Below are 26,892 nucleotides of genomic sequence, written 5' to 3' on the forward strand. Positions count from 1 at the left end.
ATGACCGTAGTCAACGCCAAACGCTCGCGGCCTGTCCGGCGCCCCATGCTGCATAGCGGGGTCGGCCTGCTGGTAGGCGCGATCGCCGCCTTCGGTGCGGTCCATGCGGCTCCGCAGAGCACGGCGACGCCGACCAGCGTCGCACCGATGCCGAGCCGCGACCCGGCCAAGCAGTTGCCGGGCACCATCGCGGTATCAAACATCGACTTCAAGCGCGGGGACGGCGGCGCAGGCCGCCTGATCCTGCGCTTCGATGGCGACGGTGCCGCGCCGGACCTGCGCAGCACCGGTTCGACCGTCACCATCAACGTCGGCAACGCCAAGCTGCCGGCGAACCTGCAGAAGCCGATCAACGTCAGCGACTTCGCCACGCCGGTGCAGCGCATCGATGCGCGGCCTGCCGGTGAGGGTGCGCAGCTGGTGCTGAACACCAGCGGCAACTACGAATCGATGGCCTACCAGACGGGTCGCGAGTACATCGTCGAGATCGTCCCGCGCGCTTCCACTGCGACCGCGTCGCGTGGCAAGGGCACGGGCCAGGCGATGGGTGCGACTACCTCGGGTGCTTCAACCCGCGCCTACAGCGGCCGACCGGTGACGTTCAACTTCCAGGACGTGCCGGTCCGGACGGTACTGCAGCTGATCGCCGAAGAGTCGGGTCTGAATGTCGTCGCGGCCGACACGGTACAGGGCAACGTCACCCTGCGCCTGGTCAACGTGCCGTGGGACCAGGCGCTCGACCTCGTGCTGCAGGCCAAGGGCCTGGACAAGCGTCGCAGCGGCAACGTGGTATGGGTCGCGCCCCAGTCCGAGATCGCCAAGTACGAGCAGGACAGGGAAGACGCGCGCATCGCGCTCGACAACCGCGTCGACCTGGTCACCGAGTACATCCAGATCAACTACCACAATGCCGCGCAGATCTTCAAAGCGCTGACCGAGGCCAAGGGCGTCGGCGGCGGTGGCGCTGGCGCTGGCGGCTCCAACCAGGACAGCGGCTTCTTGTCGCCGCGCGGTCGTCTGGTCGCCGACGAGCGCACTAACACGCTGATGGTCAGCGACATCCCGAAGAAGATCGCCCAGATGAAGGAGCTGATCCGGGTCATCGACCGCCCGGTCGATCAGGTCGTCATCGAGGCGCGCGTGGTCATCGCCACGGAGACGTTCTCGCGCGAGCTCGGCGCCAAGTTCGGCATCAGCGGTGCCAGCGGCACGCCGGGTGACCGCAGCTCGGTCGGCTTCGGCGGCAGCACCGACGCTTCGTCGGCCAACGCCATCGACCGTGGCAACAACGTCAGCCCGACCAATCCGCGCGGTCTGGGCACGATCACGCAGGGCCTGATGACCAACCTGCCGGTCACCACGCCGGCCGGTGCGGTCGCGCTGTCGATCCTCAATGCCGGCTATCTGCTCGACGTCGAGCTGTCGGCCATGCAACAGGAAGGCCGCGGCGAGGTCATCTCCAACCCGCGCGTCGTCACCAGCAACCAGCGCGAAGCCATCATCAGCCAGGGCCAGGAAGTCGGCTACGTGACGATCTCGCCGCAGCAGGGTGGCAACGACATCCCGATCCCGAACGTGCAGTTCAAGGACGTGCTGCTGCAGATGAAGGTCACGCCGACGATCACCAACGACGGCCGCGTCTTCCTCAACATGGCCGTCAAGAAGGATGAAGTCGAAGGCTTCGTCGACACCTCGATCGGCCAGGTTCCGCAGATCAGCAAGCGCGAAGTCAACACCGCGGTGCTGGTCGAGGACGGCCAGACGGTCGTGATCGGCGGTGTCTACGAGTTCCGCGACCGCAGCGACATCACCAAGGTTCCGTTCCTCGGCGATGTCCCGTTCCTGGGCAACCTGTTCAAGAAGAAGGGCCGCAACCGCGAGAAGGCGGAGCTGCTGATCTTCGTGACGCCGAAGGTGCTCCAGGTCACCCAGCGCTGACCGCTGCGGCACGGATGGACACGGAAAGGGCCTTCGGGCCCTTTCTGCTTTTTGGGCTTCGTCGACGCGACGGGGGCTGAACGCGGACAGGAAGTGATGAACCTTGCACGCAGGCTTGGGTCAAAATCGACCCTGGTAACTGCCTTCCGAGAGCGCGATGGACCTCATGCCCACCGACCTGCGACCGCGCAGCGAGACCGCCCGGCTGCACGACGCATTCCGCGCCCTGCGGGATGCACTGGCGACCGAGATCGTCGGCCAGGCGGCATTGATCGAGCGCCTGCTGATAGCGCTGCTGGCGGACGGACACCTGCTGGTCGAAGGGGCGCCCGGCCTCGCCAAGACCAGCGCGATCCGCGCGCTGGCGGCGCGCCTGGAAGCCGACTTCGCGCGTATCCAGTTCACCCCGGACCTGCTGCCGGCGGACCTGACCGGCACCGAGGTATGGCGGCCGCAGGAGGGGCGCTTCGAGTTCCAGGCGGGGCCGGTATTCCATCCGATCCTGCTGGCCGACGAGATCAATCGCGCCCCGGCCAAGGTGCAGTCCGCACTGCTCGAAGCGATGGGCGAGCGCCAGGTCACCGTGGGGCGCGCCACGTATGCCCTGCCGCGGCTGTTCCTGGTCATGGCGACGCAGAATCCGATCGAGCAGGAGGGCACTTTCCCGCTGCCGGAGGCGCAGCTGGATCGATTCCTGATGTACGTGTGCATCGGCTATCCCGAGGCGGCGGCCGAGGCCGAGATCCTGCGCCTGGCGCGCTCGCATGCGCGCGAGGCGATGCAGGCATCGTCCGTTCCCGTGGAACGCATGCCGCTCGCCGATGTGTTCGCCGCGCGCGAGGCCGTGCTCGACCTGCACCTGGCGCCACCGGTGGAACGCTATCTGGTGGAGCTGGTGCTGGCCTCCCGCGATGCTGCCCGTTACGACGCCGCGCTGGCGCGGCGCATCGCCTGGGGTGCGAGTCCGCGTGGATCGATCGCGCTGGAGCGCTGTGCGCGTGCGCACGCGTGGCTGGCTGGACGCGACTTCGTCACCCCGGACGACGTGCGCGCGGTGGCGCCGGATGTGCTCAGGCATCGCATCCTTCCCAGCTACGAGGCGACCGCCGAAGGCTGGGACGGCGAGCGTCTTGTGCGCGAATTGCTGCAACGGGTGCCGCTGCCCTGAGTCGATGACGATGCAGCTCTCTCACTCCACTCCTGGCCCGGAGGGCGACGGCATCGTCCCGCGCCTGTCCGAACTCGTTGCGCTGCGCGCGGCGGCAGGCGGACGGCGCCATGCGCCGAAGGGCCGCTTCGGCGTGAGCGGGCATGCGCTGTCGCCGTTGCGGGGCAGGGGCATGGAATACGCCGAGTCGCGCGAGTACTCCATCGGTGATGACGCACGCCACATCGACTGGCGCCTGACCGCGCGCACCGGGCGTGCCCACACCAAGTTGTTCCAGGCGGAACGCGAGCGGCTGAGCCTGATCGTCGCCGATACCGCGGCATCGCTCTACTTCGGAACGCGCGTGCGCTTCAAGTCGGTGCAGGCGGCGCGCGCGGGTGCCGTGGCGGCCTGGGCGGCCGTGCGCGATGGCGACCGGATCGCGGCGCTGCGCGGGAGCCTGCGCGAGGCGCCGGTGACGCCCGCTGGCGGCGCACGCGGCGCGCTGCGCGTGCTCGATGCCCTGGTGCGCTGGTACGCGCAGCCACCGGCCGACGACGCCGGGCTGGAGGTCGCGCTCGACCATGCCGCGCGCCTGCTGCGGCCGGGATCCCGTCTGGTCCTGCTGGCCGATCCACGCAGCATCGCGGCGGTGCCGCCACAACGCTGGCCCGGTCTTGCGCAGCACCACGAGGTGATCGTGCTGCTGCTCAGCGATCCGCTCGAAATGCGCCCGCCGAAAGCGATGCTGCCGTTCTCCAGCGGCGGCCATCGCGTCGAGGTGGACCTGGCTGCGCCGACGCCGCGACAGCGCTGGCGCGAGGAGTTCTCCGCGCCTATCGAAGAGGCGCTGCAACGGTTGCCGGCCCGCGGCGTGCGTGTGCAGGTGTTGTCCAGCAGCGACGACAGCGAATCGTGGTTGCCGCTGCTGGGTCGTTCACGGCCGCTGGTGGCGTGAGGGCGCGATGACCGGCATCGTGCTTCGCGACATCCATCAGCCGCCCGCGCCGTCGTGGTGGCCGCCCGCGCCAGGCTGGTGGCTGCTCGTCATCGCGCTCCTTACCCTCGCCGTGGCGTGGTGGTGGTGGCGCGGCAGGCGCGATCGCCGGCGCCGCGAGATCGCGGCGCTGTTCGACCGGGCCGTCGACGCCGCGGAAACGCCGGCGGGCCAGGTCGCCGCCATGTCGGAAATGCTGCGCCGCGCTGCGCGTAAGCGCGATGCGTCGGCGGATCGACTGCAGGGAGAAGCCTGGCTCGAGTTCCTGGATGCGCCTGTAGACCGCGCAAAGCGCCGGCGCAACATGCCGGCGCCGGTGTTCGTGCAGGGAGCCGGGCGCCTGCTGCTGGATGGAGGCTACCGCCGCGACGTAGACGCCGCCGAGGCCAACGCATTGCGCGTGCTGGCGCGCCGGCGCTTCCTGCAATGGATGGGCGCGGCATGATCGATTCCATCATGGCGTCGCTGCAGTCGCTGATGGACCAGTTCGCGTGGCCGTGGTGGTTGCTCGCCTTGCCGTTGCCGTTGTTCGCGCGCTGGCTGCTGCCGCCGCTACGCGGCGGTTCCACTGCATTGAAAGTGCCGTACGGCCATCGCCTCGACGCGGTCGCCAAAGGCGGCGCACGTGCCGTGCTGGCCGGTGGTATCGGCCTGCTGCCGTGGCTGGCGTGGATCCTGTTGTGCGTGGCGGCCGCGCGGCCGCAGCAACTGGGCGAGGCGATCGAGCCGCCGCAGGAAGGGCGCGACCTGATGCTGGCGCTCGACCTGTCGGGCAGCATGAGCGAGCCCGACATGGAACTCGGCAACCATCCGGTCGACCGGCTCACGGCGGCCAAGGCCGTGCTGGCCGACTTCCTGGATCGTCGCGGCGGCGACCGCGTCGGATTGATCGTGTTTGGCCGGCGCGCCTATGCGTTGACGCCGCTCACGCGGGACCTCACTTCGGTTCGCGACCAGCTGCACGATGCGGTGATCGGCCTGGCCGGGCAGGAGACCGCGATCGGCGATGCGATCGGGCTCGCGGTGAAGCGTCTGCAATCGCAGCCGGCCGAACAGCGCGTGCTGATCCTGTTGACCGACGGCGTCAACACCGCCGGTTCGCTCGATCCGAAAAAGGCCACCGAACTGGCGCGCGATTCCGGCGTGCGCATCCATACCGTGGCTTTCGGCGGCGACGGATCGATGTCGGTGTTCGGATTCCGCCTGCCGATGCCCGGCGGCGGAGACGAGATCGACGAGCGGGCGCTGCGCGACATCGCCAAGCAGACGGGTGGCCGGTTCTTCCGCGCACGCGACACAGCGCAACTCGCCGGCATCTATGCCGAGATTGACCGCCTCGAACCGATCCGCCATCCCGGTCCGGCGTTGCGTCCCCGCATCGAGCGCTATCCCTGGCCGTTGGCGGCGGCCTGCGCGTTGGCTTTGCTCGCCTTCGCGCGTCCGCGGCGGAGGCTCGCATGAGCATCGACTTCGCCGCGCTGCACCTGTTGCGTCCGCAATGGCTCTGGGCCCTGCTGGCGCTGCCGCTGCTCGCATGGTGGTGGCGCCGCCGCCGTCGTCGCGACGGCGTCTGGCAGTCGCTGGTCGACCCGCACCTGCTGCCGCACCTGCTGGAAACCAAAGCGGATACGCGCAGCCGCATGGCCGCCGGTATCGCAATGTTGGCGGGCGTGCTCGCGATCGTCGCGCTCGCGGGGCCGAGCTGGCGGCAGAGCGAGCAACCGCTGTGGCAGTCGCACACGCCGCTGGTGATCGTGCTGGACCTGTCGGGTGCCGCCCTGGCGCCGGACCTTCCGCCTTCGCGCCTCGCGCAGGCGCGCGCCAAGATCGCCACGTTGCTGCGCGAACGGCAGGGCGGGCAGGTTGGGCTGGTGGCCTACGCGGGGGATGCCTTCACGGTGGCGCCGCTGACCGACGATGCTGCCAACGTCGCGTTGTTCCTCGACGCGCTCGCGCCGGAAGTGATGCCGGTCGACGGCCAGCGTGTCGATCGCGCCATTGAGTGGTCGTCGCAGCTGCTGCGGCAGGCGGGGTTCTCCAGCGGACAGATCCTGCTGATGACCGACCAGGCCGATGACGCTGCGCGTGCGGCGGCGGCCGAAGCGTCGCGCGGCGGCTACCGCGTGTCCGTGATCGGCCTGGGCCGCGCCGAAGGGGCGTCGTACCGGCGCATGGACGGCAGCATCGCCATGGCCCGCCTCGACGAATCGTCGCTGCGTTCACTCGCCAGCAGCGGCAACGGTAGCTATTCGGCACTGACGCCGGACGATGCCGACCTGCGTGCGCTGGGCGTGCTCGAGCCGGGTCTCGGCGACGCCGATGCGAAGGGCGGAGCAAAAGGGCACGCGTGGCGCGATGAAGGCTATTGGCTGCTGCCGCCGCTGTTGCTGCTGGCATTGCTCTCGTTCCGCCGCCAGGGCGCGGCGGCGTTGTTGCTGCTGTGCGCGATCGTGCCGTGGCAGCCGGCACGCGCGGTGGAATGGTGGCAGCGTGCCGACCAGAAAGCGCATGCACGCATGGAGCAGGGCGCGCGGTCCTACCGGCAGGGCGATTTCGCCGGGGCAGCGCAGGCATACCAGGCTGCCGACAGCGCCGATGCGCACTACAACCGCGGCAATGCGCTCGCCAAGTCCGGCGAGTATCCGCAGGCGATCAGCGCCTACGACGAGGCATTGAAGCGCGAGCCAGGCATGGCCGATGCCATCGCCAACAAGCGCGCCGTGGAAGCGGCGATGAAGCGCAAGCCGCCGCAGGGCGGATCGGGCCAGGATCAGCAACAATCGCGGGGCAAGCAGAAGAGCCAGCCTTCGCAGGGACAGGGCGCGCAGCCGAAACCGCAGCAACAGAGTAGCCAGCAGGATCCGTCGCAAGCCCAGCAGTCACGCCAGGAACAGGCACAGGAGCGTGCGAAGCCGGCCGATTCGCAGAGCCAGCAGGCCGCCGATGCCGCGCAGCGCGAGCGGATGCGCCGCGCGCTGGAGCAGGGCAAGGCGCAACCCGGGCAGCAGCGCGAGCAGGCGCGGCCCGCCAATGAGACGCCGCAGCAGCGCGAACGCCGCCTCGCCAACGAGGCGTGGCTGCGCCGCGTGCCGGACGATCCGGGCAGCCTGCTGCGCGAGAAATTCCGGCTCGAACATGAGCGCAGACAATCGCAGGACACGCCGGGAGAATGATCAGGAACATGATCGGGAGCATGGGCACGATGCGTCGAATGTCGTGGAACCTGCGCGCGTGGCTGGTGGGTGCATGGCTGATGCTGTCGATGATCAGCCTGGACGCATCGGCGCAGGCGCGGGCGTGGCTCGACCGGGACAGCATCGGTGCCGGTGAGACCGTCACCCTCAACATCCAGACGACGTCGGCGAACTCATCCGCGCCGGATTACGCGCCGCTGCAGCGCGACTTCTTCCTGACCGGCCACACCAGCCGGCGCGAGTTCGAACTGGTCAATGGCCGCAGCCGCACGCGCACGCTCTACGCCGTGGCATTGCAGCCACGACGAGACGGCCTGCTGACGATTCCGCCGCTGGACGTCGGCGGCGAGCGCACGCAGTCGCTGACGCTGCAGGTCGCCGCGTCGAGTGCGCGCATGCCGGCGCGTGCCGGCGATGACGTGTTCATCGAGAGCGGGGCAGACGACGAGTCGCCGTACCTGCAGCAGGCGGTGGGCTGGGTGGTGCGCCTGTACTCGGCCGCGCCGCTGGTATCCGGCCAGCTCGACCAGGCCGCGCCGGAAGGCGCATCGCTGCAGCGCATCGGCGATGACGCGCAATACGTGCGCGACATTGCCGGGCGCCGTTACAGCGTCGTCGAGCGCCGCTTCCTGCTGGTGCCGGAGCGCAGCGGCACGCTGACCATTCCCGGTGCGACATTCGAAGGGCGCGGCACCGGCGGATTCTTCGATGACCTGTTTGGCAGCCGCGGCGCGGAGCTGCACGCCAACGCGCCGCCACGTTTCCTGCAGGTGCGCCCGGCGCCGGCCAATGCACCGCAGCCCTGGCTGCCCTTGCACGATCTGCAACTGCGCTACCAGTCCACGCCGCAGGAGTTGCGCGCAGGCAGCGCCGCCACGTTGACGGTCGAGGCGGTCGCCGACGGCGCCACGGCCACGCAGATGCCGGAACTGCAACTGCCCGCGATCGACGGCGTGCAGGTGTTCCCCGAACCGGTGCAGGCCGACGAACGCTTCGTCGACGGACGGCCGCGCGTGAAGTTGACGCGTCGCTTCTCGCTGGTGCCCGCGCGTGCCGGTGCCGCGCAGCTGGCCGGCATGCGCATGGCCTGGTGGGACGTCGGCGCCGGCGCGGTCCGCACCGCCAGCTTGCCCCCGCTGTCGTGGAGCATCGCCCCCGGCGCCGCGACGCAGAGCAGCATGGCGGCGCCTGCCGCGACCACTGCCCCGGCGCCTGCTGCCGGCCCGGATAATTCACCCTGGCAGGCGGTGCAGGGCGCCAACCGCGTCTGGGTCCTTGCGGCATTGCTGTTCGCAGCGCTGTGGCTGTTCACCCTGGTCTGGGGGCTTCACCGCCACGCGCCGGCCGCCGCGCCGCCCAACCTTCCGGACCAGGCCGGAAAAACCCCCGGACGCACCCGCGCCGACCTGAAGCGCGCGCTGGACCATGCCGACTTTGGCGAAGTCGCCCAGACGCTGTGCGCGCTCGCGCACCCGCCTGCCAGGGGCGTCGACGAACTGCTGGCGCGCCTGGACGATGCGCGCCAGCGCGAAGCGGTGCAGGCGATGGAGCGGGCACGCTGGGGTGGCGGCGATGGCGCCGCTGCGCGCGGATTGCTGCGCAGTGCCTTCGCCCAGGGACCGCGCTGGAAGGCCGACACGCCGGCCCCGGCCTCGCCATTGCCGCCGCTCTACCCGGAAGGTTGACGCCCGCCGTCGGGCCGGGGCGCCGGCTCTGGTAATCTCGCCGGCTGCATTGCCGAGGGGAACCGAATGAGCCACGCCAGCCTGCCCGAGATCAACATGCCGACCAAGGGCATGCCGTTGCACGTCAAGGTGCTGATCGGCTTCATCGCCGGCGCCTGCTTCGGCCTGTTCGCGCACTTCGTCGCCCCGGGTTCGCCGCTGGTCACAGGTCTGGTGAGCTACGTGGCGCAGCCAGTCGGGCAGGTGTTCCTCGGCCTGCTGTTCATGCTGGTGCTGCCGCTGATGTTCTCGGCGCTGGTGCTGGGCGTGGCCGAACTGGGCGACGTCGCCAGCCTCGGCCGGCTCGGCTGGCGCACGCTGATCTACACCGCCGTGGTCACGCTGATCGCAGTGGGCATCGGCCTGCTGATGGTCAACCTGATCGGGCCCGGCCACGGCCTCGACCGCGGCATGCTCGACCAGGCGATGGCGCAGGGCGCGCAGAAGGCCGGCGAGATCGCCGCGACCGGCCAGCAGCTCGACTTCATGAAGCTGCTGCTCGGCATCGTGCCGAAGAACGTGATCGCCGCCGCCGTCGACGACAAGCAGAAGCTGGGCGTGATGTTCTTCGCGCTGATGATCGGCATCGGCCTGGTGATGACGCCGAGCCCGGCCACGCAGGCGTTCAAGAATGCGATCCAGGGCCTGTTCGAAATCTGCATGCGCCTGATCGGCATGATCATCAAGCTGGCGCCGTACGCGGTGGCGTGCCTGATGTTCGCGCTGTGCGCCCAGTTCGGCTGGGAGCTGCTGCTGGTACTGGGCAAGTTCGCGCTGACCGTGATCGCCGCGATCGCCGTGCACATGTTCATCGTGCTGCCGTTGTGGGTGAAGTTCGCCGGTGGCATGAGCCCGCGCGCGTTCTTCCGCGGCAGCCAGGAAGCGCTGCTGACCGCTTTCGCCACCGCATCCTCGACCGGCACGCTGCCGGTCACGTTGCGCGTCGCCGAGCAGAACCTGAAGCTGCCGCGCAAGGTCTCGCGCTTCGTGCTGACCGTCGGTGCCTCGGCCAACCACCACGGCACCGCGCTGTTCGAGGGCATCACCGTGCTCTTCCTGGCGCAGGCGTTCGGCATCGAGCTGACGCTGGCGCACCAGGTCATGGTGCTGGGCCTGTGCCTGCTCGGCGGCATCGGCACGGCCGGCGTGCCGGCCGGTTCGCTGCCGGTGATCGCGATGATCTGCGCCGTGCTCGGCATCCCGCCGGAAGGCGTCGGCATCATCCTGGGTGTCGACCGTTTCCTCGACATGTGCCGCACCGCGCTCAACGTCACCGGCGACCTCGCCACCGCCGTGGTGGTCGCCAACCGCAGCGGCGAGGTCGAAGAGGCCGAGGCCGCTGCCGTCATCGGCACCGGCGACGGCGCGCCCGAAGCTGCGACCTGATCGCCGCATCCGCCTTTCCCCGATGCGGGGAAGGCGGAATCCGTGGCCTGGAGTACCGCGGCATGCCGGGCGTCCGCTCCTGGCCTGAAGCTCCCGCGCCCGGTACGCATGAAGGGGCCCTCCACGCGCCCTGCTGCATGATCCGGTGATCCCGCAGCCTGCGTGGAGCACCGCGATGGCCGAGACGAGTCACCGCACCGGCAAGCCCGGATTGCCGCTGCACTGGAAGATGGCGATCGGTTTCGCCGCCGGCCTGCTGCTGGGACTGATCGTGCATTACGGTATCGGCCCGCACGCGCCGGCCGTGCAATGGTTCACCACCTGGATCACGCAGCCCGCGGGAACGCTGTTCCTGCGCCTGATCTTCATGCTGGTGATCCCGCTGCTGTTTTCGGCGCTGGTGATCGGCGTGGCCGAGATGGGGGATGTGCGCTCGTTGGGGCGCATCGGCTGGAAGACGCTGGCCCTCACCGTCATCGTGTCCGGCATCGCGGTCCTGCTCGGCCTGTTGCTGGTGAACTGGTTCAAGCCCGGTGCCGGCATCGATCCCGCCACGGCCCAGCAACTGCTCAGCGAAAGTTCCGACCGCGCCAGCGCCATCGTCAGCAGCACACACACCCAGCCCAAGGGCCTGGACATGCTGATGGCGATCGTGCCGGACAACGTGATCAGCGCCGCCGCCGACAACGCCATCCTGGCGGTGATGTTCTTCGCGCTGATGCTCGGCATCGGTCTGGTGTTGAAGCGCAGCCCTGCCACCGAGATCCTGCAGCGCGGCATCGAGGGCCTGTTCGAGGTGTCGATGATCCTGATCGGCCTGGTGATCCGGCTGGCGCCGTATGCGGTGTTCTGCTTCATGTTCAACCTGGCCGCGCTGTTCGGGTGGGAACTGCTGGCCCGCCTGGGCGCCTATGTCGGCGTGGTCGTGCTGGCATTGGCCCTGCACATGTTCGTGGTGTACTCGCTGACGTTGAAGTTCATCGGCGGCTACTCGCCGGTGCGATTCTTCAAGGGCGTGCAGGAGGCGATGGTGATGGCCTTCTCCACGGCCTCCAGCAACGCGACGCTGCCGACGGCCCTGCGCGTGGCCGACGAGGAACTCGGCCTTCCACGACAGGTGTCGCGCTTCGTGCTGACCGTGGGCGCGACCGCGAACCAGAACGGCACCGCGTTGTTCGAGGGCGTGACCGTGCTGTTCCTCGCGCAATTCTTCGGCGTCGAACTGTCCCTGGGCCAGCAGGCCACGGTCATGTTCGTCTGCATCCTCGGCGGCATTGGCACGGCCGGCGTGCCGGCCGGCTCGCTGCCGGTGGTGGCGCTGATCTGCGGGATGGTCGGCGTGCCGCCGGAGGGCATCGGCCTGATCCTCGGCGTCGACCGCTTCCTCGACATGTGCCGGACCACGCTCAACGTCACCGGCGACCTGATGCTGGCGACCGTGGTGTCCCGGGGCGAGGGCGGGGCGCCGGATACGTCAGCCGCGGCCTGACCGGTACGCCGGTTCAGGCCGGTGGGGCGACAGGGCGGCGTCCGGGTGGGACAATAGCCGCCGCTTTGTCCTCCCCGTTCGCGCCTGGGGAGTTGCCCGCTCGCCGATCCCCACCTTCCCGTTCCCGCCCCGCTCCCGCAGGGACCGAGACCCAAACCAGACCGCCATGACGACGCCCAGCCGCCGCGACCTCGCCAACGCCATCCGATTCCTCGCCATCGACGCGGTGCAGGCCGCCAACTCCGGCCATCCCGGCATGCCCATGGGCATGGCCGACATCGCCGAGGTGCTCTGGAACGACTACCTGAGCCACAACCCGAACAACCCGAACTGGCTCAATCGCGACCGCTTCGTGCTGTCCAACGGCCACGGTTCGATGTTGCAGTACGCGCTGCTGCACCTGGCCGGCTACGACCTGGCGATCGACGAGCTGAAGAACTTCCGCCAGCTCGAATCCAAGACGCCGGGTCACCCGGAAAACTTCATGACCTCGGGCATCGAAACCACGACCGGTCCGCTCGGTCAGGGTTTCGCCAATGCCGTCGGCATGGCACTGGCCGAGAAGCTGCTGGCGCAGCGCTTCAACCAGTCCGGCTTCGATGTCATCGACAACCGCACCTGGGTGTTCATGGGCGATGGCTGCCTGATGGAGGGCATCTCGCACGAGGCCGCGTCGCTGGCCGGCACCTGGGGCCTGAACAAGCTGGTCGCCTTCTGGGACGACAACAAGATCTCTATCGACGGCAACACCGACGGCTGGTTCACCGACGACACGCCGGCGCGTTTCGAGGCCTACGGCTGGAACGTCGTGCGTGGCGTCAACGGCCATGACAGCGAGGAGATCAAGACCGCGATCGACACCGCGCTGAAGTCGGCCGACAAGCCCACGCTGATCTGCTGCCGCACCACGATTGGTTTCGGCTCGCCGGGCAAGGCCGGCAAGGAATCCAGCCACGGCGCGCCGCTGGGCAAGGACGAGGTCGTCGCCACGCGCGAAGCGCTGAACTGGCCGCATGCGCCGTTCGAAATTCCCGAGGCGATCTACGACGGCTGGCGCGTGCGCAGCAACGGCCAGGGCCGCGAGGACCAGTGGAACCAGCTGTTCGCGTCCTACCAGCGCAAGCATCCCGAACTCGCCGCCGAACTGCTGCGCCGTGCGCGCAACGAATTGCCGGAAGGCTTCATCGCCGCCGCCGACGCCTACATCGCCAAGCTGCAGGCCGAAGGCCCGGTCGTGGCCTCGCGCAAGGCTTCGCAGATGGCGATCGAAGCGTTCGCGCCGCTGCTGCCGGAACTGATCGGCGGCTCCGCCGACCTCGCGCACTCCAACCTGACCCTGTGGAAGGGCAGCAAGTCCGTCGCCAGCGACGACCCGAACGCCAACTACGTCTACTACGGCGTGCGCGAGTTCGCGATGACCGCGATCAGCAACGGCCTGGGCCTGCACGAGTGCTTCATCCCGTACGACGCGACCTTCCTGGTGTTCAGCGACTACGCGCGCAATGCGGTGCGCATGAGCGCGCTGATGGGCGCGCACGCGATCCACGTCTACACCCACGACTCGATCGGCCTGGGCGAGGACGGCCCGACCCACCAGCCCATCGAGCACATGGCCTCGCTGCGCTACATCCCGCACAACGACCTGTGGCGCCCGTGCGACGCGGTCGAGTCGGCGGTGTCGTGGAAGCAGGCGATCGTGCGCAATGACGGCCCGAGCTGCCTGATCTTCTCGCGCCAGAACCTCGCCCACCAGGCGCGCAGCGAGCAGCAGGTCGCCGACATCGCACGCGGCGGCTACGTGCTGAAGGACTCGGCCGGTGCGCCGGAGATCATCCTGATCGCGACCGGCTCGGAAGTCGGCCTGGCGATGCAGGCGGCCGAAAAGCTCGGCGACAAGGTCCGCGTGGTGTCGATGCCCTCGACCAATGTCTTCGACCGCCAGGACGCCGACTACCGCGAATCGGTGCTGCCCAAGGCCTGCCGCAAGCGCGTGGCCATCGAAGCCGGTGTCACCGACTTCTGGCGCAAGTACGTCGGCCTCGACGGCGCGGTGATCGGCATCGACAGCTTTGGCGCGTCGGCACCGGCGGAGAAGCTGTTCCCGCACTTCGGTTTCACCGTCGAGCACGTGGTCGAGGCGGCGAAGTCGCTCTGACCGCGCACCGGGTTGGTAACAAAAGAAAAGCGGCCTGTTGGCCGCTTTTTCTTTTGCTGTCCAGTGACGATCAGGCGGCGGTCGGCCGTGGCGTCTCGTGGCGCCGGAAATAGCGGTGGTGCTGCATGTGGTCGTGCTTCTGACCGATCGTGAAGTAGGCCTTGCCGCCGCGGCGGCCGTTCTGCAGGCAGGGCAGTTCGTATTCCGCGTCCGGGTTGTTGGTGTAGTAGTGCGGAATCTTGTCGATGAAGCGTCCCAGCATGTCCGGGCCGCACTCCACTTCCTTGTACTTGTCGAAGCCGAAGCGCGGGTTGCCGATGTTGAAGTCGTCCACGCAGACCACGCCGTTCTCGATCAGCGACAGCTCGCGCTCCAGCGGCCACGCCTCGTACCAGTGCGCGTCGAGGTAGTAGAGCGGGCAGCGGAAGCGGTCGCGGAACTTGGCGATCAGTTCGGGCGAGTCGATCTTCTCCACGTGCGTGTGCGGCATGAAGCCGACCCGGCGCTTGACCAGGTCGACGTAGCGGTCGACCACGTCGCAGGTGACGATGGTGAGGTTGGGATACGCACGCGCCAGGTACTCGGTGGTATCGCCGGCGTTGCTGCCCGTCTCGATGATGGCATCGCACTGGTAGCGCTCGATCAGGAAATCGAATTCGAGTGCCGTCGTGATGTCGAAACCGAACGGCCCGCCGCCGTCGCTGAGTTCGGCCGCACCGAGGCGTCGGGTACGGTAGAAATGGCGGTACACGTTATCGGCGGACATCCGGCATGAACTCCCTGGCGTTGGATCGCCAGTATAGGCAATGTCCCCGCCCGAACCGGAGTACCGGACAGGCGCGCCTAAGCCGTCCGCTTCAGCGCCAGCCCGACCAGGCGCGCTTCGATCCGTTCGCCCAGCCCGCGCGGTTCGGCAAGCTGCATGCGCCCCAGCGCCTCGGCGTCGTCGCAGCGGCCCGCGGTCAGCGCGGCGAGCACGGCGCGCACCTTGCCCGAGCGCGTGGCCGTCCCCGTCTTGAGCCAGCCCAGGGCCTTGACCAGGCGCTGCTCCACCGTGGTGAAGTCGCTGCCCAGCGGATAGTCGGGCAGGCTTCCGGCGGTCCGGAACGGTGCCAGCGCTGTTCGCAGGTGCTCCGGCGTATTGCCGGCGGCCTCTTCCGGCACGGCGACGCCGTCGCGGAGCTTGCCATGGCGCCGGGCGGTATCAAGCAGCCCCGACTGGAAGCGCGCGTCGGCCACCGCCGCCATCGCCGCGATGCAGTCCCCGTCGCTAAGCCCCCGCACGTCGGCGATGCCGTACTCGGTGATGTAGAAGTCGCGCAGATGGCGCGGAATCGTCGTGTGCCCGTAGTTCCACACGATGTTGGACGTAAGGCGTCCGCCTGCCTCACGCGTGGCCCGCAGCATCAGCGCCGAGCGCGCATCCGGCAGCGCATGTGCCATCGCGACGAAGTTGTACTGGCCGCCCACGCCGGAGACGACGCGGCCGTCTTCGAGCCCGTCCGATATCGCGGCGCCGAGGACGGTCGCTATCATGCAACTGTTGAAGAAGCGCGCGCGCCGGCGCTGCAGGCGTTCGAGCGCTTCGTTGCCGCCGTAGAGCTCGTTGACCGCGCTGACGCGCTTCATGCCGATGCCACGGCAGACGTCCTCCGGCAGAGTGCGCAGCCATTGGTAGAAATCCGGCGAACCCAGGTAGAACGCGCCATGCAGGTATTCGCCTTCGCGTTCGAGGCGGGCAAGGTCGTCATCGCTGGCGCGTCCTGCGTCGACACGCTGCATCAGCTCCACGTCGTCGACGACTTTCCGCCGGATCACGCCGACCTCGACCAGTCGCCGGAAGCCCTCGTTGATCATCTCGCTGCAGCCATACAGGCCTTCGGCGAACGGCCCCAACGCCGGGTCGTCCGCACCGGTATTGAGCAACGCGCGCAGCACGCGGCGGTACTCGGCGTTGTCGGTGTGGCGCAGCACCAGCGCGTGGCACAGCGCATCGGCCAGCGCGCCGATGCCGATCTGCAGCGTGCCGCCGTCCAGGACCAGCGTGCTGGCATGGAACCCGATTGCGTAGTCGGCGTCGTTGACCGGCTGGCGCGGCAGGCCGAACAGCTTCGGGTGCGGGCCGGGCGGTGACACCACGATGTCGAAGAAATCCGCATCCACGGCGGCGCTGCCCCCGAGCCACGGCAGGCCCGGATCGACCTCTGCCACCAGCAGCGGCCGCGGCAGGCCGCGCGCGACGATGGCGTCGATGGCATCGAAAGTCAGGTCGGTATTGCACGACAGCGACAAGCGCATGCCATCGGCCGAGCGCGCGACTTTCTGCACGATGGCGTTGACCCCGCGGTCGCCGAGGGCGCGCGCGACATGCGTGTAGTTGAGGCTGGCGTAATGCTGCTGTGCCTGCGCGGAGCCGAGCATCGCGCCGGATTGCATGTAGAACTCCTCGACTTCGATGTGCGGCGGCAGCGCATTGCGCTTGAGTGCCTGCACATAGGCCAGTCGCGGGAAGTCGTCGCCGAAATGGCGCTGCACGAACGGCCCGAGGAAGCGGGCCTCCAGGCCCTTGCCCTTGCCGGGCGGGTCCAGCGACAGCGCGGTATACAGATGCAGCCTTCGCGACGGGTCGCGTTCGACGCGGGCATACAGCGCATTGAGTAGACGATGCGGCTTGCCCAGCCCCAGCGGAGCGCCGACATGCAGCGGGCCACCGATGCGCGCCAGCAGCGCATCGATGGCGGCATCGAGGGAGTCGAGCATGAGCGGTGCAGGGCGGGTCATGTCGTCAGCCTACCGGCTGCGGTGTGAGTGGGTCGCGGAGGCCCGGCGCACGGACTAACGCAGAGCCACGGCATCGATCCAGCGCACCATCGCATCCAGCGCCTCGGCCATGACCTCGACGTCCTTGCGGCCGGAGCGGGCCAGGACATGAAAGGAGTGATCGGCCCCGTCGAGCCAGTGCAACTGCGCACGCGCTCCCAGTTCGTCCACCGTGGCTTGCAGCAGCGCCTGTTCGGCCAGTTCGTCACGGGTGCCCTGCAGGAACAGCATCGGGACGTCGATGTCGGCGAGGTGCGCCGCGCGCTCGACGGAGGGCTTGCCGGCGGGATGCAGCGGAAAGCCCAAAAACGCCAGGCCGCGGACACCGGGCAGCGGCGAGGCGGCCTGCGCCTGCGACGTCATGCGACCGCCAAAGGATTTGCCGCCGGCGAACAGCGCAACGTCCGGCACCTGGCGCGCGGCCTCGGCCACCGCCGCGCGCACGGTGGCCTGCGCCAGCTTCGGCGTATCCGGGCGCCGGGAGCCTCGCTCCATGTACGGGAACTGGTATCGCAACGTCGCGATACCCCGCGCCGCGAGGCCCTCCGCAACCGCGGTCATGAACGGATGCGTCATGCCGGCGCCGGCGCCGTGCCCCAGCACGTAACAGGCGCGCGCATCCTGTGGCAGCTCCAGCAAGGCGGAGACCTGCTGCCCGTCGTCGAGCGTGACCGATAGCGCTGTCGCCTTCATGCGCTGCCTCCGACTTGACCGGACAGCCGCATCAGCGCCTGCGCATAGGCCGGAGCGGTCGGTTCGTGCATGAAGTACACGTGCACATCCTGCCAGGACGTCTCCAGAAGACGTCGCGTCCACTGCGCGAGGTCGTCGTCGGAGTACTGCTCCAGGCGCAGGCGGACGTAGCCCCAAGGCGCGGTCTCGACCAGCGGCGGCGGGGCATCGTCCTCGCGTTCCGACAGGCACAGCGCGGCTGCGGACTGCTGCAGCAGCGAATACACGTCGTCGTCGAACCAGCTGTCGTGGCGGAACTCGAACGCAGCGCGATGATCGGCCGGCAGCAGTTTCAGGAACTCGCCCAGCCGCGGCAGGTCCTTCTTCAGGAACGGGGGCAACTGGAACAGCACCGGCCCGCGCTTCACGCCCAGCGTATCCAGGGTCCGGTAGAGATAGACCACCGAATCGGCGGCGGCGTCGGCTTTCAGCCGGGCGTCGTGGGTGATGCGCCGCGAGGCCTTGATGGAGAAACGGAAATCGGCCGGCGTCGCCTCGGACCAGTGCTCCAGCACCGGCGGCCGGGGCATCTGGTAGAAGGTGTTGTTGATCTCGACCGTGGGCAGGTGCTGCGCATAGAAGGCCAGCATGGCATCGGGCTTGATCTTCTCGGGATAGAAGTCGCCCTTCCATTCCTTGAAGGAATAGCCACTGGCACCGGCCCAACACCGTGGTGCAGTCATCGTCCGACTCCGCGAAGGTACGAATGGCCAAGCTCAGCGAATATTCCGCCAAGCGCCGTTTCGAAGCCACCCCCGAGCCGAAGCCGGTGGTGGCCGAAGGTGGCGGCGGGCCCCTGCTGTTCGTGGTGCAGCAGCATTCGGCACGACGCCTGCACTACGACTTCCGGCTGCTGTGCGATGGCGTCCTCAAGTCCTGGGCAGTGCCGAAGGGGCCTTCGCTCGACCCCGCCGACAAGCGCATGGCGGTGCACGTCGAGGATCATCCGTTCGACTATGGATCGTTCGAAGGCGTGATCCCGCCCGGGCAGTACGGCTCGGGCGAGGTGATCGTGTGGGATTGCGGCACGTACAGCCCCGACGAGCACGGAACCTGGTTCCACGACCGTGCCGAAGCGGAGCGGCAGGTCCGCGAAGGCATCGAGAAAGGCAAGCTCAGCCTGCAGTTGCGCGGGGAGAAGCTGAAAGGATCGTTCGCCCTGGTGCGCACCAAGGACGCGAAGCAGTGGCTGTTGATCAAGCATCGCGACCGCTTCGTCAGCAAGGACGACATCACCGCGCGCGATCGCTCGGTGCTTTCGGGCGTCAGCGTGGCGGAGATGAAGAGCGTGCCGGCGCATCGCATTCCGGCGGCGCAGCTCGCGCCAAGTGCGGGCGATGGAACACCAAAGGCGATGCCCGCGACCATAGCGCCGATGCTGGCGGAGATCGGCGACGCAGCCTTCCGCCGCGAAGGCTGGATGTGGGAACCGAAGCTCGATGGTTACCGCGTAATGGCATTCATCGACAAGGAGGGCGTGCGGCTGCGCTCGCGCCGTGGACTGGACCTGACTGCTGCCTTCCCCGCGCTGGTGAACGAGCTGTCCGGGCAGGGCGTCGATGGCATGGTGCTGGACGGCGAGATCGTCGCCTTCGATGCGAACGGCGTGCCGTCGTTCAACGCATTGCAGAACCGCGTGCAACTGAAGACACCGGCGGAGCTGACAGCCGCGGATCGTGCCGTGCCGGCGGTGTTCTTCTGTTTCGACATGCCGTACTTCGCCGGCGTCGACCTGCGCGATGTGCCGTACCGCGATCGTCGCCGCTACCTCACGCAGGCCTTGCTGCCGTCGCCGCTCGTGCAGCTCGTGCATGCCGACGAGGATGGCATCGCATTGCAGGAAGCGGCATTGACCAGCGGTTTCGAGGGCGTGGTCGGAAAGCGCCTGGACAGCCGCTACCAGTCCGGCCGGCGCTCGCCGTCGTGGCTGAAGGTCAAGCCGGTGCACAGCGCGGAGTTCGTGATCGGCGGCTACACACGCGGCAAGGGATCGCGCGAAGCGCTGGGCGCGATCCTGGTCGGCTACTGGGAGGATGGCGAACTGCGCTTCGCTTCGCACGTGGGCTCCGGGTTCGATGCGCGCAGCCTCAAGCTGCTGCAGTCGCGGCTGGAGCCGCTCAAGCGGTCTTCCTGTCCCTTCGCCGAGAAGCCCGAGCTGCCCAATCCGACGACCTGGGTCGAGCCGGAGCTCGTCGCCGAGGTGCAGTTCCAGCAATGGACCGAGGATGCGCACCTGCGAGCCCCCGTATTCCTGCGGCTGCGCGAGGACATCGATCCGGCGCAGGTGCGGCGGAACGCCAACTCGTCATCCCCGCGAAGGCGGGGACCCAAGGACGTTGCCGTGAAAAGCGCCGGATCCGTGGGCTCCCGCCTTGGCGGCGATGGCGGGCGAACGGGGCATGACATCGAAGAAGTCCTGGCGCGGCTCGATGGTTCGAAGAACGCCTTCGAGCTGACCGTGGGCACGCACCGGATCCGGCTGACCCACCTCGACCGCGTGTACTGGCCGGCAGCGCCGGGCCTGCAGTCGCCACCCCAGACCAAGCGCGACCTGCTGCGTTACCTGGCGCAGGTATCGCCGCTGATGCTGCCGCACCTGGCCGATCGTCCGTTGACGATGATCCGCATGCCCGACGGCATCGGCGGACAGCGTTTTTTCCAGAAGCACTGGACGCAGGAGCGGCCGGCGTTCGTCGAATCCGTCACCGTCTATTCGGGGCACAAGGACGAGGAGCACGAGTACCTGCTATGCAACAACCTGCCGACGCTGCTGTGGCTTGCGCAATCCGGGACGCTGGAGTTCCACGTCTGGCATTCGCGCGCGCGGGTCGGCCCGGATGCGGTCTCGAAGTCCACCGACTACGCGACCTCACTGGAATCGCTCGAAGCCTCGGTGCTGAACTACCCGGACTACGTCGTCTTCGACATCGACCCGTACATCTATTCCGGCAAGGAGGCGCCGGGTGCGGAGCCGGAGCTGAATACCGTCGCGTTCGACAAGGGACGCGAGATCGCCTTCCACCTGCGCGAACTGCTGCTGGGCATGTCGCTGGAGCCGATCGTGAAGACCTCGGGAAAAACCGGGCTGCACGTGTTCGTGCCGATCAGGCGCGACCTCGACTTCGATGCCGTCCGCCAGGTGTCCGAGCTGGTCAGCCGGCACCTCATGAGGTTGTATCCGAAGGACATCACCATGGATTGGAGCGTGCCCAAGCGCACCGGCAAGATCTTCATGGACCACAACATGAATGTCCGCGGCAAGACGCTGAACGTGGCCTACTCGCCGCGCGGCGAGCCCGGCGCGCCGGTGTCCATGCCGCTGACCTGGGACGAACTGGCCGATGCGCATCCACTGGACTTTCGCATGGGCGGTGCGATAACAAGATTGGCCCACACGGGCGACCGCTGGCGCGATGCACTCAAGCGCAAGCAGGACCTGGTGCGGATACTGAAATAGGCACGCATCTTCACGCCGCCGTCATCTGCACGGCGGCCCAGCGGAGGCAGTCATGGCGGCCCGTTCCATCGCGTCATTGAGCATCTCCTTCGGGCTGGTGTCGATTCCGGTGAAGCTGTACACCGCCACCGAATCGAGCCGCACGATCTCGTTCAACCTGCTGCACAAGACCTGCGGCTCGCGGCTGAAGCAGCAGCTGTTCTGCGCGAAGGAGGACATCCCGGTCGAGCGCGACGAGATCGTCAAGGGGTTCGAGTTCGCCAAGGACCAGTACGTGATGTTCGAGCCGGAGGAGCTCAAGGCGATGGAGGAGGCCGGGACGCATGCTGCCGACGTCACCGAGTTCGTGCCGATCGCGGCGATCGACCCGGTGTACTTCGACAAGTCCTACTACCTCGCACCCGACAAGGGGGGCGCAAGGCCGTATGCGCTGTTCTCGCGTGCGCTGCGCGAGTCAGGCAAGTGTGCGATCGGCCGCTGGGCTGCACGGGGCAAGCAGTACATCGTGATGATCCGGCCCTTCGAGGACGGTCTGGTCATGCAGCAGCTGCTGTATTCCGACGAGGTGCGCTCGATCAGGGACCTCGACATTCCCAGTGCCGACGTGAAGCCGGCCGAACTCAAGCTGGCCGAGCAGCTGATCGAACAGCAGGCGTCGGACACCTTCGACCCGACCGCGTACAAGGACGAGGTGCGCGAACGCATCGAGGCCGCCGTACAGAAGAAGGTCGATGGCAAGCAGATCACGCTGGTCGAGGAGCCGGAGAAGGGTGGCGCGCAGATCATCGATCTGATGGAGGCGCTGCGGGCCAGCCTGGAGCGGAAAGCGCCGGCCGCGGCACGCAAGGCGCCGGTGGCCGCTGCCAAACCGGCACGCAAGCCGGCCAAGCAGGCGCCAGCCGCCGAGCCCGGGCCCGAAAAGCGCAAGGGCACGCGGCGGGCCAAATAGGGCATGCACCAGTACGGGGTGCGCGATGTCGAGAAGCTGCTCCGCCTGTCGCGCAGTACCGTGCGCGCGCTGGTGGAGGCCGGCTTCGTCGCGCCGATGCGGGGGCCGCGCAACAGCCTGCGCTTCTCGTTCCAGGACCTGATCGTCCTGCGCACCGCGCAGGCGCTGGAGGTCGCCAACGTACCCCGGCGGCGAATCATGCGCGCGCTGCGCGAACTGCGCAGCCGCTTGCCCGAGGCGATGCCGCTGTCGGGACTGAGCATCGGCGCGATCGCCGACCATGTCGTCGTCCGCGAGGGCGGCAACCGCTGGCATGCCGAATCCGGTCAGTACCTGCTGGCGTTCGAGGGCGACCCAGCACAGGGCGCGCTGCGCGTGATCGAACAGGTGCAGACGCTGCCGCCCTCCGAAGACGGCGACTGGTATGCGCGCGGCGTCGCGCTGGAACGCGAAGATGCCGATGCCGCGATGCAGGCCTACGAGCGTGCGCTGGCCGATGTTCCGGACCACCTGCACGCGCGCATCAACCTCGGCCGGCTGCTGCACGACGCGGGCCAGCTCGATCGCGCGGAGCGTGTCTATCGAGAGGCCATCGATGCCGGCGCCCACGATGCATTGCTGTTCTACAACCTGGGCGTGCTGCTCGACGACCTCGACCGCAAGCCGGACGCGGTGCGTGCGTATGAGGCCGCGTTGAAGGAAGACCCGCAGTTCGCCGACTGCCACTACAACCTGGCGCTGCTGTTCGAGGACCTCGGCGAGCCGCGCCAGGCGATCCGGCACATGGCGCGCTACCGCAAGCTGGTGGGCGAATCCGGCGGGTGAGGTCGCCGGCGCTCGTTCGTCAGGGCGCGTCGACGACGCGGATCGACTCGACCTGGCGCACCGAGCGCGCCGGACGCGAATCGCCCGGGACGACGAGGCGCCACGGACCGTCGTGCGCATCCAGTGCGCTGCCGTTGCAGCGGTTGGTCAGCACCACTTCGCGGGCGCCGAGCGACGGGTCGAGTTCGGCCAGCGCGAAGGCCGCGCGATAGCCGTCGCGCGCGCCGACCACCACCACGCGAGCGAGTTCCGGGCCACGCAGCGGTGTACCCGGCATCGCACCGCTGGCACGCAGCAGTGCGAGCAGCGACACGCCCTGGCATTCGAGTTTCTTCTCGTGGACGACGGTGCGGACCGGTACAGATGGCAGCTTCGCGATCACTGCCGGGTCCAGCGGTACATCCACTGCCGTGGCCGCGGCTGCAGCCAGTGGGCAGCAGGCGAGGAGCAGGGCGATCAGTCGTCGGGTCATGGCGTATTCGCGAAGCGTCGGGCCAGTTGCGAGCCTGCCAGCAGGGCCGCGATGAACACAACCGCTTCCATTGTTCCGTGCGCGAGATTGGCCAGCGCCGGTCCCGGGCAGTAGCCGGCGATGCCCCAGCCGATGCCGAACAATGCGCTGCCGATCAGCAGCCGGCGATCGATGCGGGACGAGGGCGCGGGCGCCAGTGCATCGCCGCAGAAGGCGACGTCGCGTCGTCGTATCCACGCGAACGCCGGCACGGCGACCACCAGCGCGCCGCCCATCACCAGCGCCAGCGACGGATCCCAGTGGCCGGCGACATCGAGGAAGTTCAGCACCTTGTCGGGGTTGGTCATGCCCGAGACAGCCAGGCCCAGCCCGAACAGCGCGCCGCAGATTGCGGCGAAAGCGATCCGCTTCATGCCGCCACTCCGATCACGTGCCGCATGACGAAAGTGGTGATGAAGCCGGTGCCCATGAACGCCAGCACCGACAGCAGCGAACGTTTCGACAACCGGGCCAGTCCGCAGATGCCGTGGCCGCTGGTGCAGCCGTTGCCCCAACGCGTGCCGAAGCCGACCAGCAGGCCTGCTGCGAGCAGCCACGGCAGTGGAAAGTCATCGCGTCCCGGTGCACCGGCGAACGCGAACCAGGCTGCGGCGCCGGCGATCAGGCCGAGCAGGAAGGCGAGTCGCCAGCCACGGCCCTCGCGTTCGTCGACCGCGCTGTTGAGGATGCCGCTGATGCCGGCGATACGGCCGAGCGAGGCGTACAGCAGGCTAGCGGCCAGCCCGATCAGGGCGCCGCCGATCAGGGCGGTGAGGGGAGTGAACTCGGTGGGCATGGGTCAGAATCGATCCAGCGGGATCTTGAGGTAGCGGATGCCGTTGTCTTCCGGCGGCGGCAATGCACCGGCGCGGATGTTGGTCTGCACTGCAGGCAGGATCAGCGCAGGCATCGCCAGCGTCGCGTCGCGTGCTTCGCGCATCGCGACGAAATCGTCCTCGCCTACGCCGTCGCGGACGTGGATGTTGTCGCGCTTCTGCGCGCCGATGGTGGTTTCGCAGGCCATCTCGCGGCCACCCGGACCGTAGTCGTGGCAGACGAACACGCGCGTCTCGTCGGGAAGATCGTCGAACAGGCGATGGATCGAGCGATACAGAGTACGCGCATCGCCGCCCGGGAAGTCGCAACGCGCGGTGCCACCGTCCGGCATGAACAACGAGTCGCCAGTGAACAATGCATCACCGATCAGGTAGGCACTGCTGTCGGGCGTGTGGCCCGGCACGCCGACGACGCGTGCGTCCAGTGCGCCGATGCGGAACGATTCGCCGTCCGCGAACAGGTGGTCGAACTGTGAACCGTCCACCGGGAAGTGTTCGTCGAGGTTGAAGATCGGCCGGAATGTTTTCTGCACCTTGCGGATGCCTTCGCCGATGGCGAGCCGGGCCTGCGGCCATTGCGACTTCAGCCAGTGGCCGGCGCTGAAGTGGTCGGCGTGCGCGTGCGTTTCCAGGATCCACTGCACCTGCAGGCCGTGCTCGCCGACGAAGTCGAGCAGTTGCTGTGCCGACGTGGTCGACGTGCGCGCAGCCTTGGGGTCGAAATCGAGTACGGCGTCGATCACCGCTGCGGCCGGTCCGTCGGGTTCGCGCAGCACGTACGACCACGTGTTGCTGTCGGCGTGGAAGAACGGTTGGACCAGGGGCTTCATCGTGGCCTCCAGTTCGCGGCCGGCATGCGGGGTTGCGACCGATTATATTAGTAATTGCTAATTTAGCAAAGCTGCATATAATGCACTCGCGGCCGGCCGGGGCCTTCGTGAATGAGGATGCTGTCTTGCCACGAGTCAAACGTTCCAGGGCGCCAGCCTTGGCCATGGAGCAGATGCAAGCGTATGCCGCCGAGGCCGCGGCGCTGATGCGCTCGCTCGGCAATGAGCAGCGCCTGATGATCCTGTGCCAGCTGGTCGACGAGGAGCTCGGCGTGGGCGAACTGCTGTCGCGCATGCCGCTGTCCCAGTCGGCCCTGTCGCAGCATCTCGCGGTACTTCGCGAGGCGAACCTGGTGCAGGCACGACGCGAAGGTCTGCAGGTGTTCTATTCGCTCGCGCCGGGGCCGGCCAAGCCCATCCTGTCGTTGTTGCATTCCATCTATTGCGCGGAGCCAGCATGAACACGACATCCATGATCGCTGCAGGCGCGCTCGCGTGCGCCATCGCTGCCATGCCGCATGCAGCTGCAGCGGCGACACCTGCCCAGTCTGTTTCCGAGACGCCCATGTCCGATGCCGTTGCGAACCCGCCCGTTCCGAACCTGCGCCGTCCCGGCGAACGCCTGATGACCGGCGGCCAGCCCGCCGCCACCGCGTGGAAGCAGTTGGCCAATGAAGGCGTGACCACGGTGATCAACCTGCGCCCTGACGTGGAGCTGGAGGGGCGCGACGAAGCGGCGGAGGTTGCGGCCGCGGGCCTGGGCTATCGCCAGATTCCGGTCGCCGGCAGCGCAGGTATCACAGCCGATAACGCGGACGCGCTGTGGTCGGCGATCTCGCAGTCGTCTGGCCAGGTGCTGGTGCACTGCGCGTCCGGCAACCGCGTGGGTGCGCTGCTCGCAATCGGTGCCGCGCGCCAGGGCGGGAAGTCGCCGGAGCAGGCGCTGGAGTTCGGCAAGCAGGCCGGCCTTACCGGTGCCGAGCCGCGCGTGCGCGAACTGCTCGGCCTGCCGCCGAAGGAGTGATCAGCGGCCCAGCGCCGCGTTGAGCGTGGCGGCCAGTTGCGCGCCGCCGCGGCGCAGTTGCACCTCGGCGAGCGGGCGCCAGGTCTGCACGTAGTCCTCGCCGACGACGGCCTTGGCCGGATAGAAGCCCGGCCGCACGACGACCGCGCATGAGGCTTCGGCCCACTCGGCCGATGCGGGGGGCAGCGGTGTGCGCGACATCGTCACGGCCAGCGGCATCGCACGCAGGCGTTGCAGGTAGGCCGTCTCGTCGAGGCCGGCGGCGTTGATCATGCCGCTGTCCCACAGCGAGTGCAGGTTGCTGCCCTTGCCGTTGAAATTGACCTGGCGGTCGTTGCCACCCTTGTCGTGGCCGTAGCCCGCATGCAGCGGCTGGTGCACGTCGCCGATGAAGTGGACGACGAACTTCAGCGCCTGCTGGCGTGCCGCCTTCGGCTGCTTGCGGTCGGCGAGGATCGCAGTCTGCGCGCGGATCGCCTCGACCACGCAATCGCCACCATTGGGGCAGTGCTGGGCCTGCACATAGCGGCAGCCGTCTTCGGCGATGTTGACGTAGTGCCACTTCGAGGTGCGCTTGCCGAGGTCGGGATCTTGGTCGCGCAGTTCGTCGGCCCAGTTGGCGATGCCGGGCAGCGTCGGCTCCGCTTCGCCCTGCAGCAGTTCGTTGATCGCGGCGCGCGTGCGCGGACTCAGGTCGTCCCAGGCCAGCGCAGCGACCAGGCGGTGGCCCAGGCGGCCCCAAGCGGCGGCTGGCGCGGGCAGCAGCGCGACGACGGTGAGCAGGGAGGCGGCGATGAGGGGCAGGGGCAGGCGTTTCATGGCGCGCACTTTAGCCCAGGGGGCTTCGCCAGCGGCTTGCGGTTTCTGCCGCAAACCAC

At 68.3% G+C, this 26,892-nt stretch carries 24 protein-coding genes; 15 read left to right on the forward strand and 9 right to left on the reverse strand.

Annotated features, from left to right (window positions below; translation table 11 throughout):
* The 10 genes from IU514_RS00210 to tkt all read left to right on the forward strand — a co-directional run bounded on the left by IU514_RS00210 (position 1) and on the right by tkt (position 14,030).
* Positions 1-1,938 (forward strand): type IV pilus secretin PilQ, encoded by a 1,938-nt coding sequence (locus IU514_RS00210; RefSeq protein WP_194929057.1) that lies wholly within the window; start codon positions 1-3, stop codon positions 1,936-1,938.
* A gap of 157 nt (positions 1,939-2,095) precedes the next feature.
* A complete protein-coding gene (locus IU514_RS00215) occupies positions 2,096-3,106 on the forward strand; it encodes an AAA family ATPase (RefSeq protein WP_194929058.1) in 1,011 nt (336 codons plus the stop codon).
* Positions 3,107-3,110: 4 nt separating this feature from the next.
* Positions 3,111-4,043 carry a DUF58 domain-containing protein gene (locus IU514_RS00220; protein ID WP_194929059.1) on the forward strand — a complete coding sequence of 311 codons (933 nt, stop codon included), beginning with the start codon at positions 3,111-3,113 and terminating at the stop codon, positions 4,041-4,043.
* 7 nt (positions 4,044-4,050) lie between these two features.
* Positions 4,051-4,527, forward strand: coding sequence for a DUF4381 domain-containing protein (locus tag IU514_RS00225; RefSeq protein ID WP_194929060.1), 477 nt, complete (start codon positions 4,051-4,053; stop codon positions 4,525-4,527).
* The gene (locus IU514_RS00230; RefSeq protein ID WP_228760381.1) at positions 4,524-5,543 is read left to right on the forward strand and encodes a vWA domain-containing protein; all 1,020 of its coding nucleotides are present in this window, start codon (positions 4,524-4,526) and stop codon (positions 5,541-5,543) included. Before IU514_RS00225 ends, IU514_RS00230 begins: the two co-directional genes overlap by 4 nt.
* Positions 5,540-7,255, forward strand: a complete 1,716-nt coding sequence (locus IU514_RS00235; RefSeq protein WP_194929061.1) for a VWA domain-containing protein — start codon at positions 5,540-5,542, stop codon at positions 7,253-7,255. The genes IU514_RS00230 and IU514_RS00235 overlap by 4 nt, the downstream gene beginning before the upstream one ends.
* Positions 7,256-7,293: 38 nt before the next feature.
* Entirely contained in the window at positions 7,294-8,961 is a 1,668-nt protein-coding gene (locus IU514_RS00240) for a BatD family protein (protein ID WP_386760575.1), read from the forward strand.
* A gap of 66 nt (positions 8,962-9,027) precedes the next feature.
* Positions 9,028-10,386: a dicarboxylate/amino acid:cation symporter gene (locus IU514_RS00245; RefSeq protein ID WP_228760383.1), complete on the forward strand. Its 1,359-nt coding sequence runs from the start codon at positions 9,028-9,030 to the stop codon at positions 10,384-10,386.
* A 175-nt stretch (positions 10,387-10,561) separates the two neighbouring features.
* Positions 10,562-11,875, forward strand: coding sequence for a dicarboxylate/amino acid:cation symporter (locus IU514_RS00250; protein ID WP_194929062.1), 1,314 nt, complete (start codon positions 10,562-10,564; stop codon positions 11,873-11,875).
* A 166-nt stretch (positions 11,876-12,041) separates the two neighbouring features.
* Positions 12,042-14,030 carry a transketolase gene (gene tkt / locus IU514_RS00255; protein ID WP_194929063.1) on the forward strand — a complete coding sequence of 663 codons (1,989 nt, stop codon included), beginning with the start codon at positions 12,042-12,044 and terminating at the stop codon, positions 14,028-14,030.
* Positions 14,031-14,100: 70 nt separating this feature from the next.
* On the opposite strand, the gene IU514_RS00260 is transcribed toward tkt, so the two are convergent.
* The 4 genes from IU514_RS00260 to IU514_RS00275 form a co-directional block, all read right to left on the reverse strand.
* Complete coding sequence (locus tag IU514_RS00260) at positions 14,101-14,796, reverse strand: hypothetical protein (RefSeq protein WP_194929064.1); 696 nt, start codon at positions 14,794-14,796, stop codon at positions 14,101-14,103.
* 77 nt (positions 14,797-14,873) lie between these two features.
* Positions 14,874-16,811 carry an acetyl-CoA hydrolase/transferase C-terminal domain-containing protein gene (locus IU514_RS00265; protein WP_228760384.1) on the reverse strand — a complete coding sequence of 646 codons (1,938 nt, stop codon included), beginning with the start codon at positions 16,809-16,811 and terminating at the stop codon, positions 14,874-14,876.
* Between the two features lie 54 nt (positions 16,812-16,865).
* Entirely contained in the window at positions 16,866-17,543 is a 678-nt protein-coding gene (locus tag IU514_RS00270) for an alpha/beta hydrolase family protein (RefSeq protein ID WP_194929065.1), read from the reverse strand.
* Entirely contained in the window at positions 17,540-18,265 is a 726-nt protein-coding gene (locus IU514_RS00275; protein ID WP_194929066.1) for a DUF72 domain-containing protein, read from the reverse strand. The genes IU514_RS00270 and IU514_RS00275 overlap by 4 nt, the downstream gene beginning before the upstream one ends.
* 23 nt (positions 18,266-18,288) lie before the next feature.
* On the opposite strand from IU514_RS00275, the gene ligD reads away from it, so the two are divergent.
* The 3 genes from ligD to IU514_RS00290 are packed head-to-tail and all read left to right on the forward strand — an operon-like array spanning position 18,289 to position 22,813.
* Entirely contained in the window at positions 18,289-21,039 is a 2,751-nt protein-coding gene (gene ligD, locus IU514_RS00280) for a DNA ligase D (RefSeq protein WP_194929067.1), read from the forward strand.
* 52 nt (positions 21,040-21,091) lie between these two features.
* The gene (ku, locus tag IU514_RS00285) at positions 21,092-21,988 is read left to right on the forward strand and encodes a non-homologous end joining protein Ku (protein WP_194929068.1); all 897 of its coding nucleotides are present in this window, start codon (positions 21,092-21,094) and stop codon (positions 21,986-21,988) included.
* Between the two features lie 3 nt (positions 21,989-21,991).
* Complete coding sequence (locus IU514_RS00290; protein ID WP_194929069.1) at positions 21,992-22,813, forward strand: tetratricopeptide repeat protein; 822 nt, start codon at positions 21,992-21,994, stop codon at positions 22,811-22,813.
* 19 nt (positions 22,814-22,832) lie between these two features.
* Here the strand turns inward: IU514_RS00290 and IU514_RS00295 are convergent, their stop codons facing one another.
* Genes IU514_RS00295 through IU514_RS00310 form a run of 4 tightly spaced genes read right to left on the reverse strand, consistent with a single transcriptional unit; the run spans position 22,833 to position 24,990 of the window.
* Complete coding sequence (locus tag IU514_RS00295) at positions 22,833-23,285, reverse strand: molybdopterin-binding protein (protein WP_194929070.1); 453 nt, start codon at positions 23,283-23,285, stop codon at positions 22,833-22,835.
* On the reverse strand, positions 23,282-23,698 hold the full coding sequence (locus tag IU514_RS00300; RefSeq protein WP_194929071.1) for a DUF6691 family protein: 417 nt from the start codon (positions 23,696-23,698) through the stop codon (positions 23,282-23,284). The genes IU514_RS00295 and IU514_RS00300 overlap by 4 nt, the downstream gene beginning before the upstream one ends.
* Positions 23,695-24,120: a YeeE/YedE family protein gene (locus tag IU514_RS00305; RefSeq protein ID WP_194929072.1), complete on the reverse strand. Its 426-nt coding sequence runs from the start codon at positions 24,118-24,120 to the stop codon at positions 23,695-23,697. Before IU514_RS00305 ends, IU514_RS00300 begins: the two co-directional genes overlap by 4 nt.
* Before the next feature lie 3 nt (positions 24,121-24,123).
* The gene (locus IU514_RS00310) at positions 24,124-24,990 is read right to left on the reverse strand and encodes an MBL fold metallo-hydrolase (RefSeq protein WP_194929073.1); all 867 of its coding nucleotides are present in this window, start codon (positions 24,988-24,990) and stop codon (positions 24,124-24,126) included.
* Positions 24,991-25,154: 164 nt separating this feature from the next.
* On the opposite strand from IU514_RS00310, the gene IU514_RS00315 reads away from it, so the two are divergent.
* A complete protein-coding gene (locus tag IU514_RS00315) occupies positions 25,155-25,451 on the forward strand; it encodes an ArsR/SmtB family transcription factor (RefSeq protein ID WP_194929074.1) in 297 nt (98 codons plus the stop codon).
* Positions 25,448-26,014, forward strand: coding sequence for a protein tyrosine phosphatase family protein (locus IU514_RS00320; protein WP_194929075.1), 567 nt, complete (start codon positions 25,448-25,450; stop codon positions 26,012-26,014). Before IU514_RS00315 ends, IU514_RS00320 begins: the two co-directional genes overlap by 4 nt.
* Here IU514_RS00320 and IU514_RS00325 read toward each other — a convergent pair whose 3' ends face one another.
* Entirely contained in the window at positions 26,015-26,833 is an 819-nt protein-coding gene (locus IU514_RS00325) for a S1/P1 nuclease (protein WP_194929076.1), read from the reverse strand.
* Positions 26,834-26,892: the final 59 nt, after the last annotated feature.

Origin of the sequence: Lysobacter niastensis (assembly GCF_015453285.1) — a bacterium.
GTDB classification, from domain to species: domain Bacteria; phylum Pseudomonadota; class Gammaproteobacteria; order Xanthomonadales; family Xanthomonadaceae; genus Lysobacter_J; species Lysobacter_J niastensis.

Excerpts from the sequence above, each read along its gene's own strand:
- IU514_RS00210 (WP_194929057.1), top strand. The coding sequence starts at position 1 with ATGACCGTAGTCAACGCCAAACGCTCGCGGCCTGTCCGGCGCCCCATG.
- IU514_RS00215 (WP_194929058.1), top strand. The coding sequence starts at position 2,096 with ATGGACCTCATGCCCACCGACCTGCGACCGCGCAGCGAGACCGCCCGG.
- IU514_RS00220 (WP_194929059.1), top strand. The coding sequence starts at position 3,111 with ATGACGATGCAGCTCTCTCACTCCACTCCTGGCCCGGAGGGCGACGGC.
- IU514_RS00225 (WP_194929060.1), top strand. The coding sequence starts at position 4,051 with ATGACCGGCATCGTGCTTCGCGACATCCATCAGCCGCCCGCGCCGTCG.
- IU514_RS00230 (WP_228760381.1), top strand. The coding sequence starts at position 4,524 with ATGATCGATTCCATCATGGCGTCGCTGCAGTCGCTGATGGACCAGTTC.
- IU514_RS00235 (WP_194929061.1), top strand. The coding sequence starts at position 5,540 with ATGAGCATCGACTTCGCCGCGCTGCACCTGTTGCGTCCGCAATGGCTC.
- IU514_RS00240 (WP_386760575.1), top strand. The coding sequence starts at position 7,294 with ATGTCGTGGAACCTGCGCGCGTGGCTGGTGGGTGCATGGCTGATGCTG.
- IU514_RS00245 (WP_228760383.1), top strand. The coding sequence starts at position 9,028 with ATGAGCCACGCCAGCCTGCCCGAGATCAACATGCCGACCAAGGGCATG.
- IU514_RS00250 (WP_194929062.1), top strand. The coding sequence starts at position 10,562 with ATGGCCGAGACGAGTCACCGCACCGGCAAGCCCGGATTGCCGCTGCAC.
- tkt (WP_194929063.1), top strand. The coding sequence starts at position 12,042 with ATGACGACGCCCAGCCGCCGCGACCTCGCCAACGCCATCCGATTCCTC.
- IU514_RS00260 (WP_194929064.1), bottom strand. The coding sequence starts at position 14,796 with ATGTCCGCCGATAACGTGTACCGCCATTTCTACCGTACCCGACGCCTC.
- IU514_RS00265 (WP_228760384.1), bottom strand. The coding sequence starts at position 16,811 with ATGACCCGCCCTGCACCGCTCATGCTCGACTCCCTCGATGCCGCCATC.
- IU514_RS00270 (WP_194929065.1), bottom strand. The coding sequence starts at position 17,543 with ATGAAGGCGACAGCGCTATCGGTCACGCTCGACGACGGGCAGCAGGTC.
- IU514_RS00275 (WP_194929066.1), bottom strand. The coding sequence starts at position 18,265 with ATGACTGCACCACGGTGTTGGGCCGGTGCCAGTGGCTATTCCTTCAAG.
- ligD (WP_194929067.1), top strand. The coding sequence starts at position 18,289 with ATGGCCAAGCTCAGCGAATATTCCGCCAAGCGCCGTTTCGAAGCCACC.
- ku (WP_194929068.1), top strand. The coding sequence starts at position 21,092 with ATGGCGGCCCGTTCCATCGCGTCATTGAGCATCTCCTTCGGGCTGGTG.
- IU514_RS00290 (WP_194929069.1), top strand. The coding sequence starts at position 21,992 with ATGCACCAGTACGGGGTGCGCGATGTCGAGAAGCTGCTCCGCCTGTCG.
- IU514_RS00295 (WP_194929070.1), bottom strand. The coding sequence starts at position 23,285 with ATGACCCGACGACTGATCGCCCTGCTCCTCGCCTGCTGCCCACTGGCT.
- IU514_RS00300 (WP_194929071.1), bottom strand. The coding sequence starts at position 23,698 with ATGAAGCGGATCGCTTTCGCCGCAATCTGCGGCGCGCTGTTCGGGCTG.
- IU514_RS00305 (WP_194929072.1), bottom strand. The coding sequence starts at position 24,120 with ATGCCCACCGAGTTCACTCCCCTCACCGCCCTGATCGGCGGCGCCCTG.
- IU514_RS00310 (WP_194929073.1), bottom strand. The coding sequence starts at position 24,990 with ATGAAGCCCCTGGTCCAACCGTTCTTCCACGCCGACAGCAACACGTGG.
- IU514_RS00315 (WP_194929074.1), top strand. The coding sequence starts at position 25,155 with ATGGAGCAGATGCAAGCGTATGCCGCCGAGGCCGCGGCGCTGATGCGC.
- IU514_RS00320 (WP_194929075.1), top strand. The coding sequence starts at position 25,448 with ATGAACACGACATCCATGATCGCTGCAGGCGCGCTCGCGTGCGCCATC.
- IU514_RS00325 (WP_194929076.1), bottom strand. The coding sequence starts at position 26,833 with ATGAAACGCCTGCCCCTGCCCCTCATCGCCGCCTCCCTGCTCACCGTC.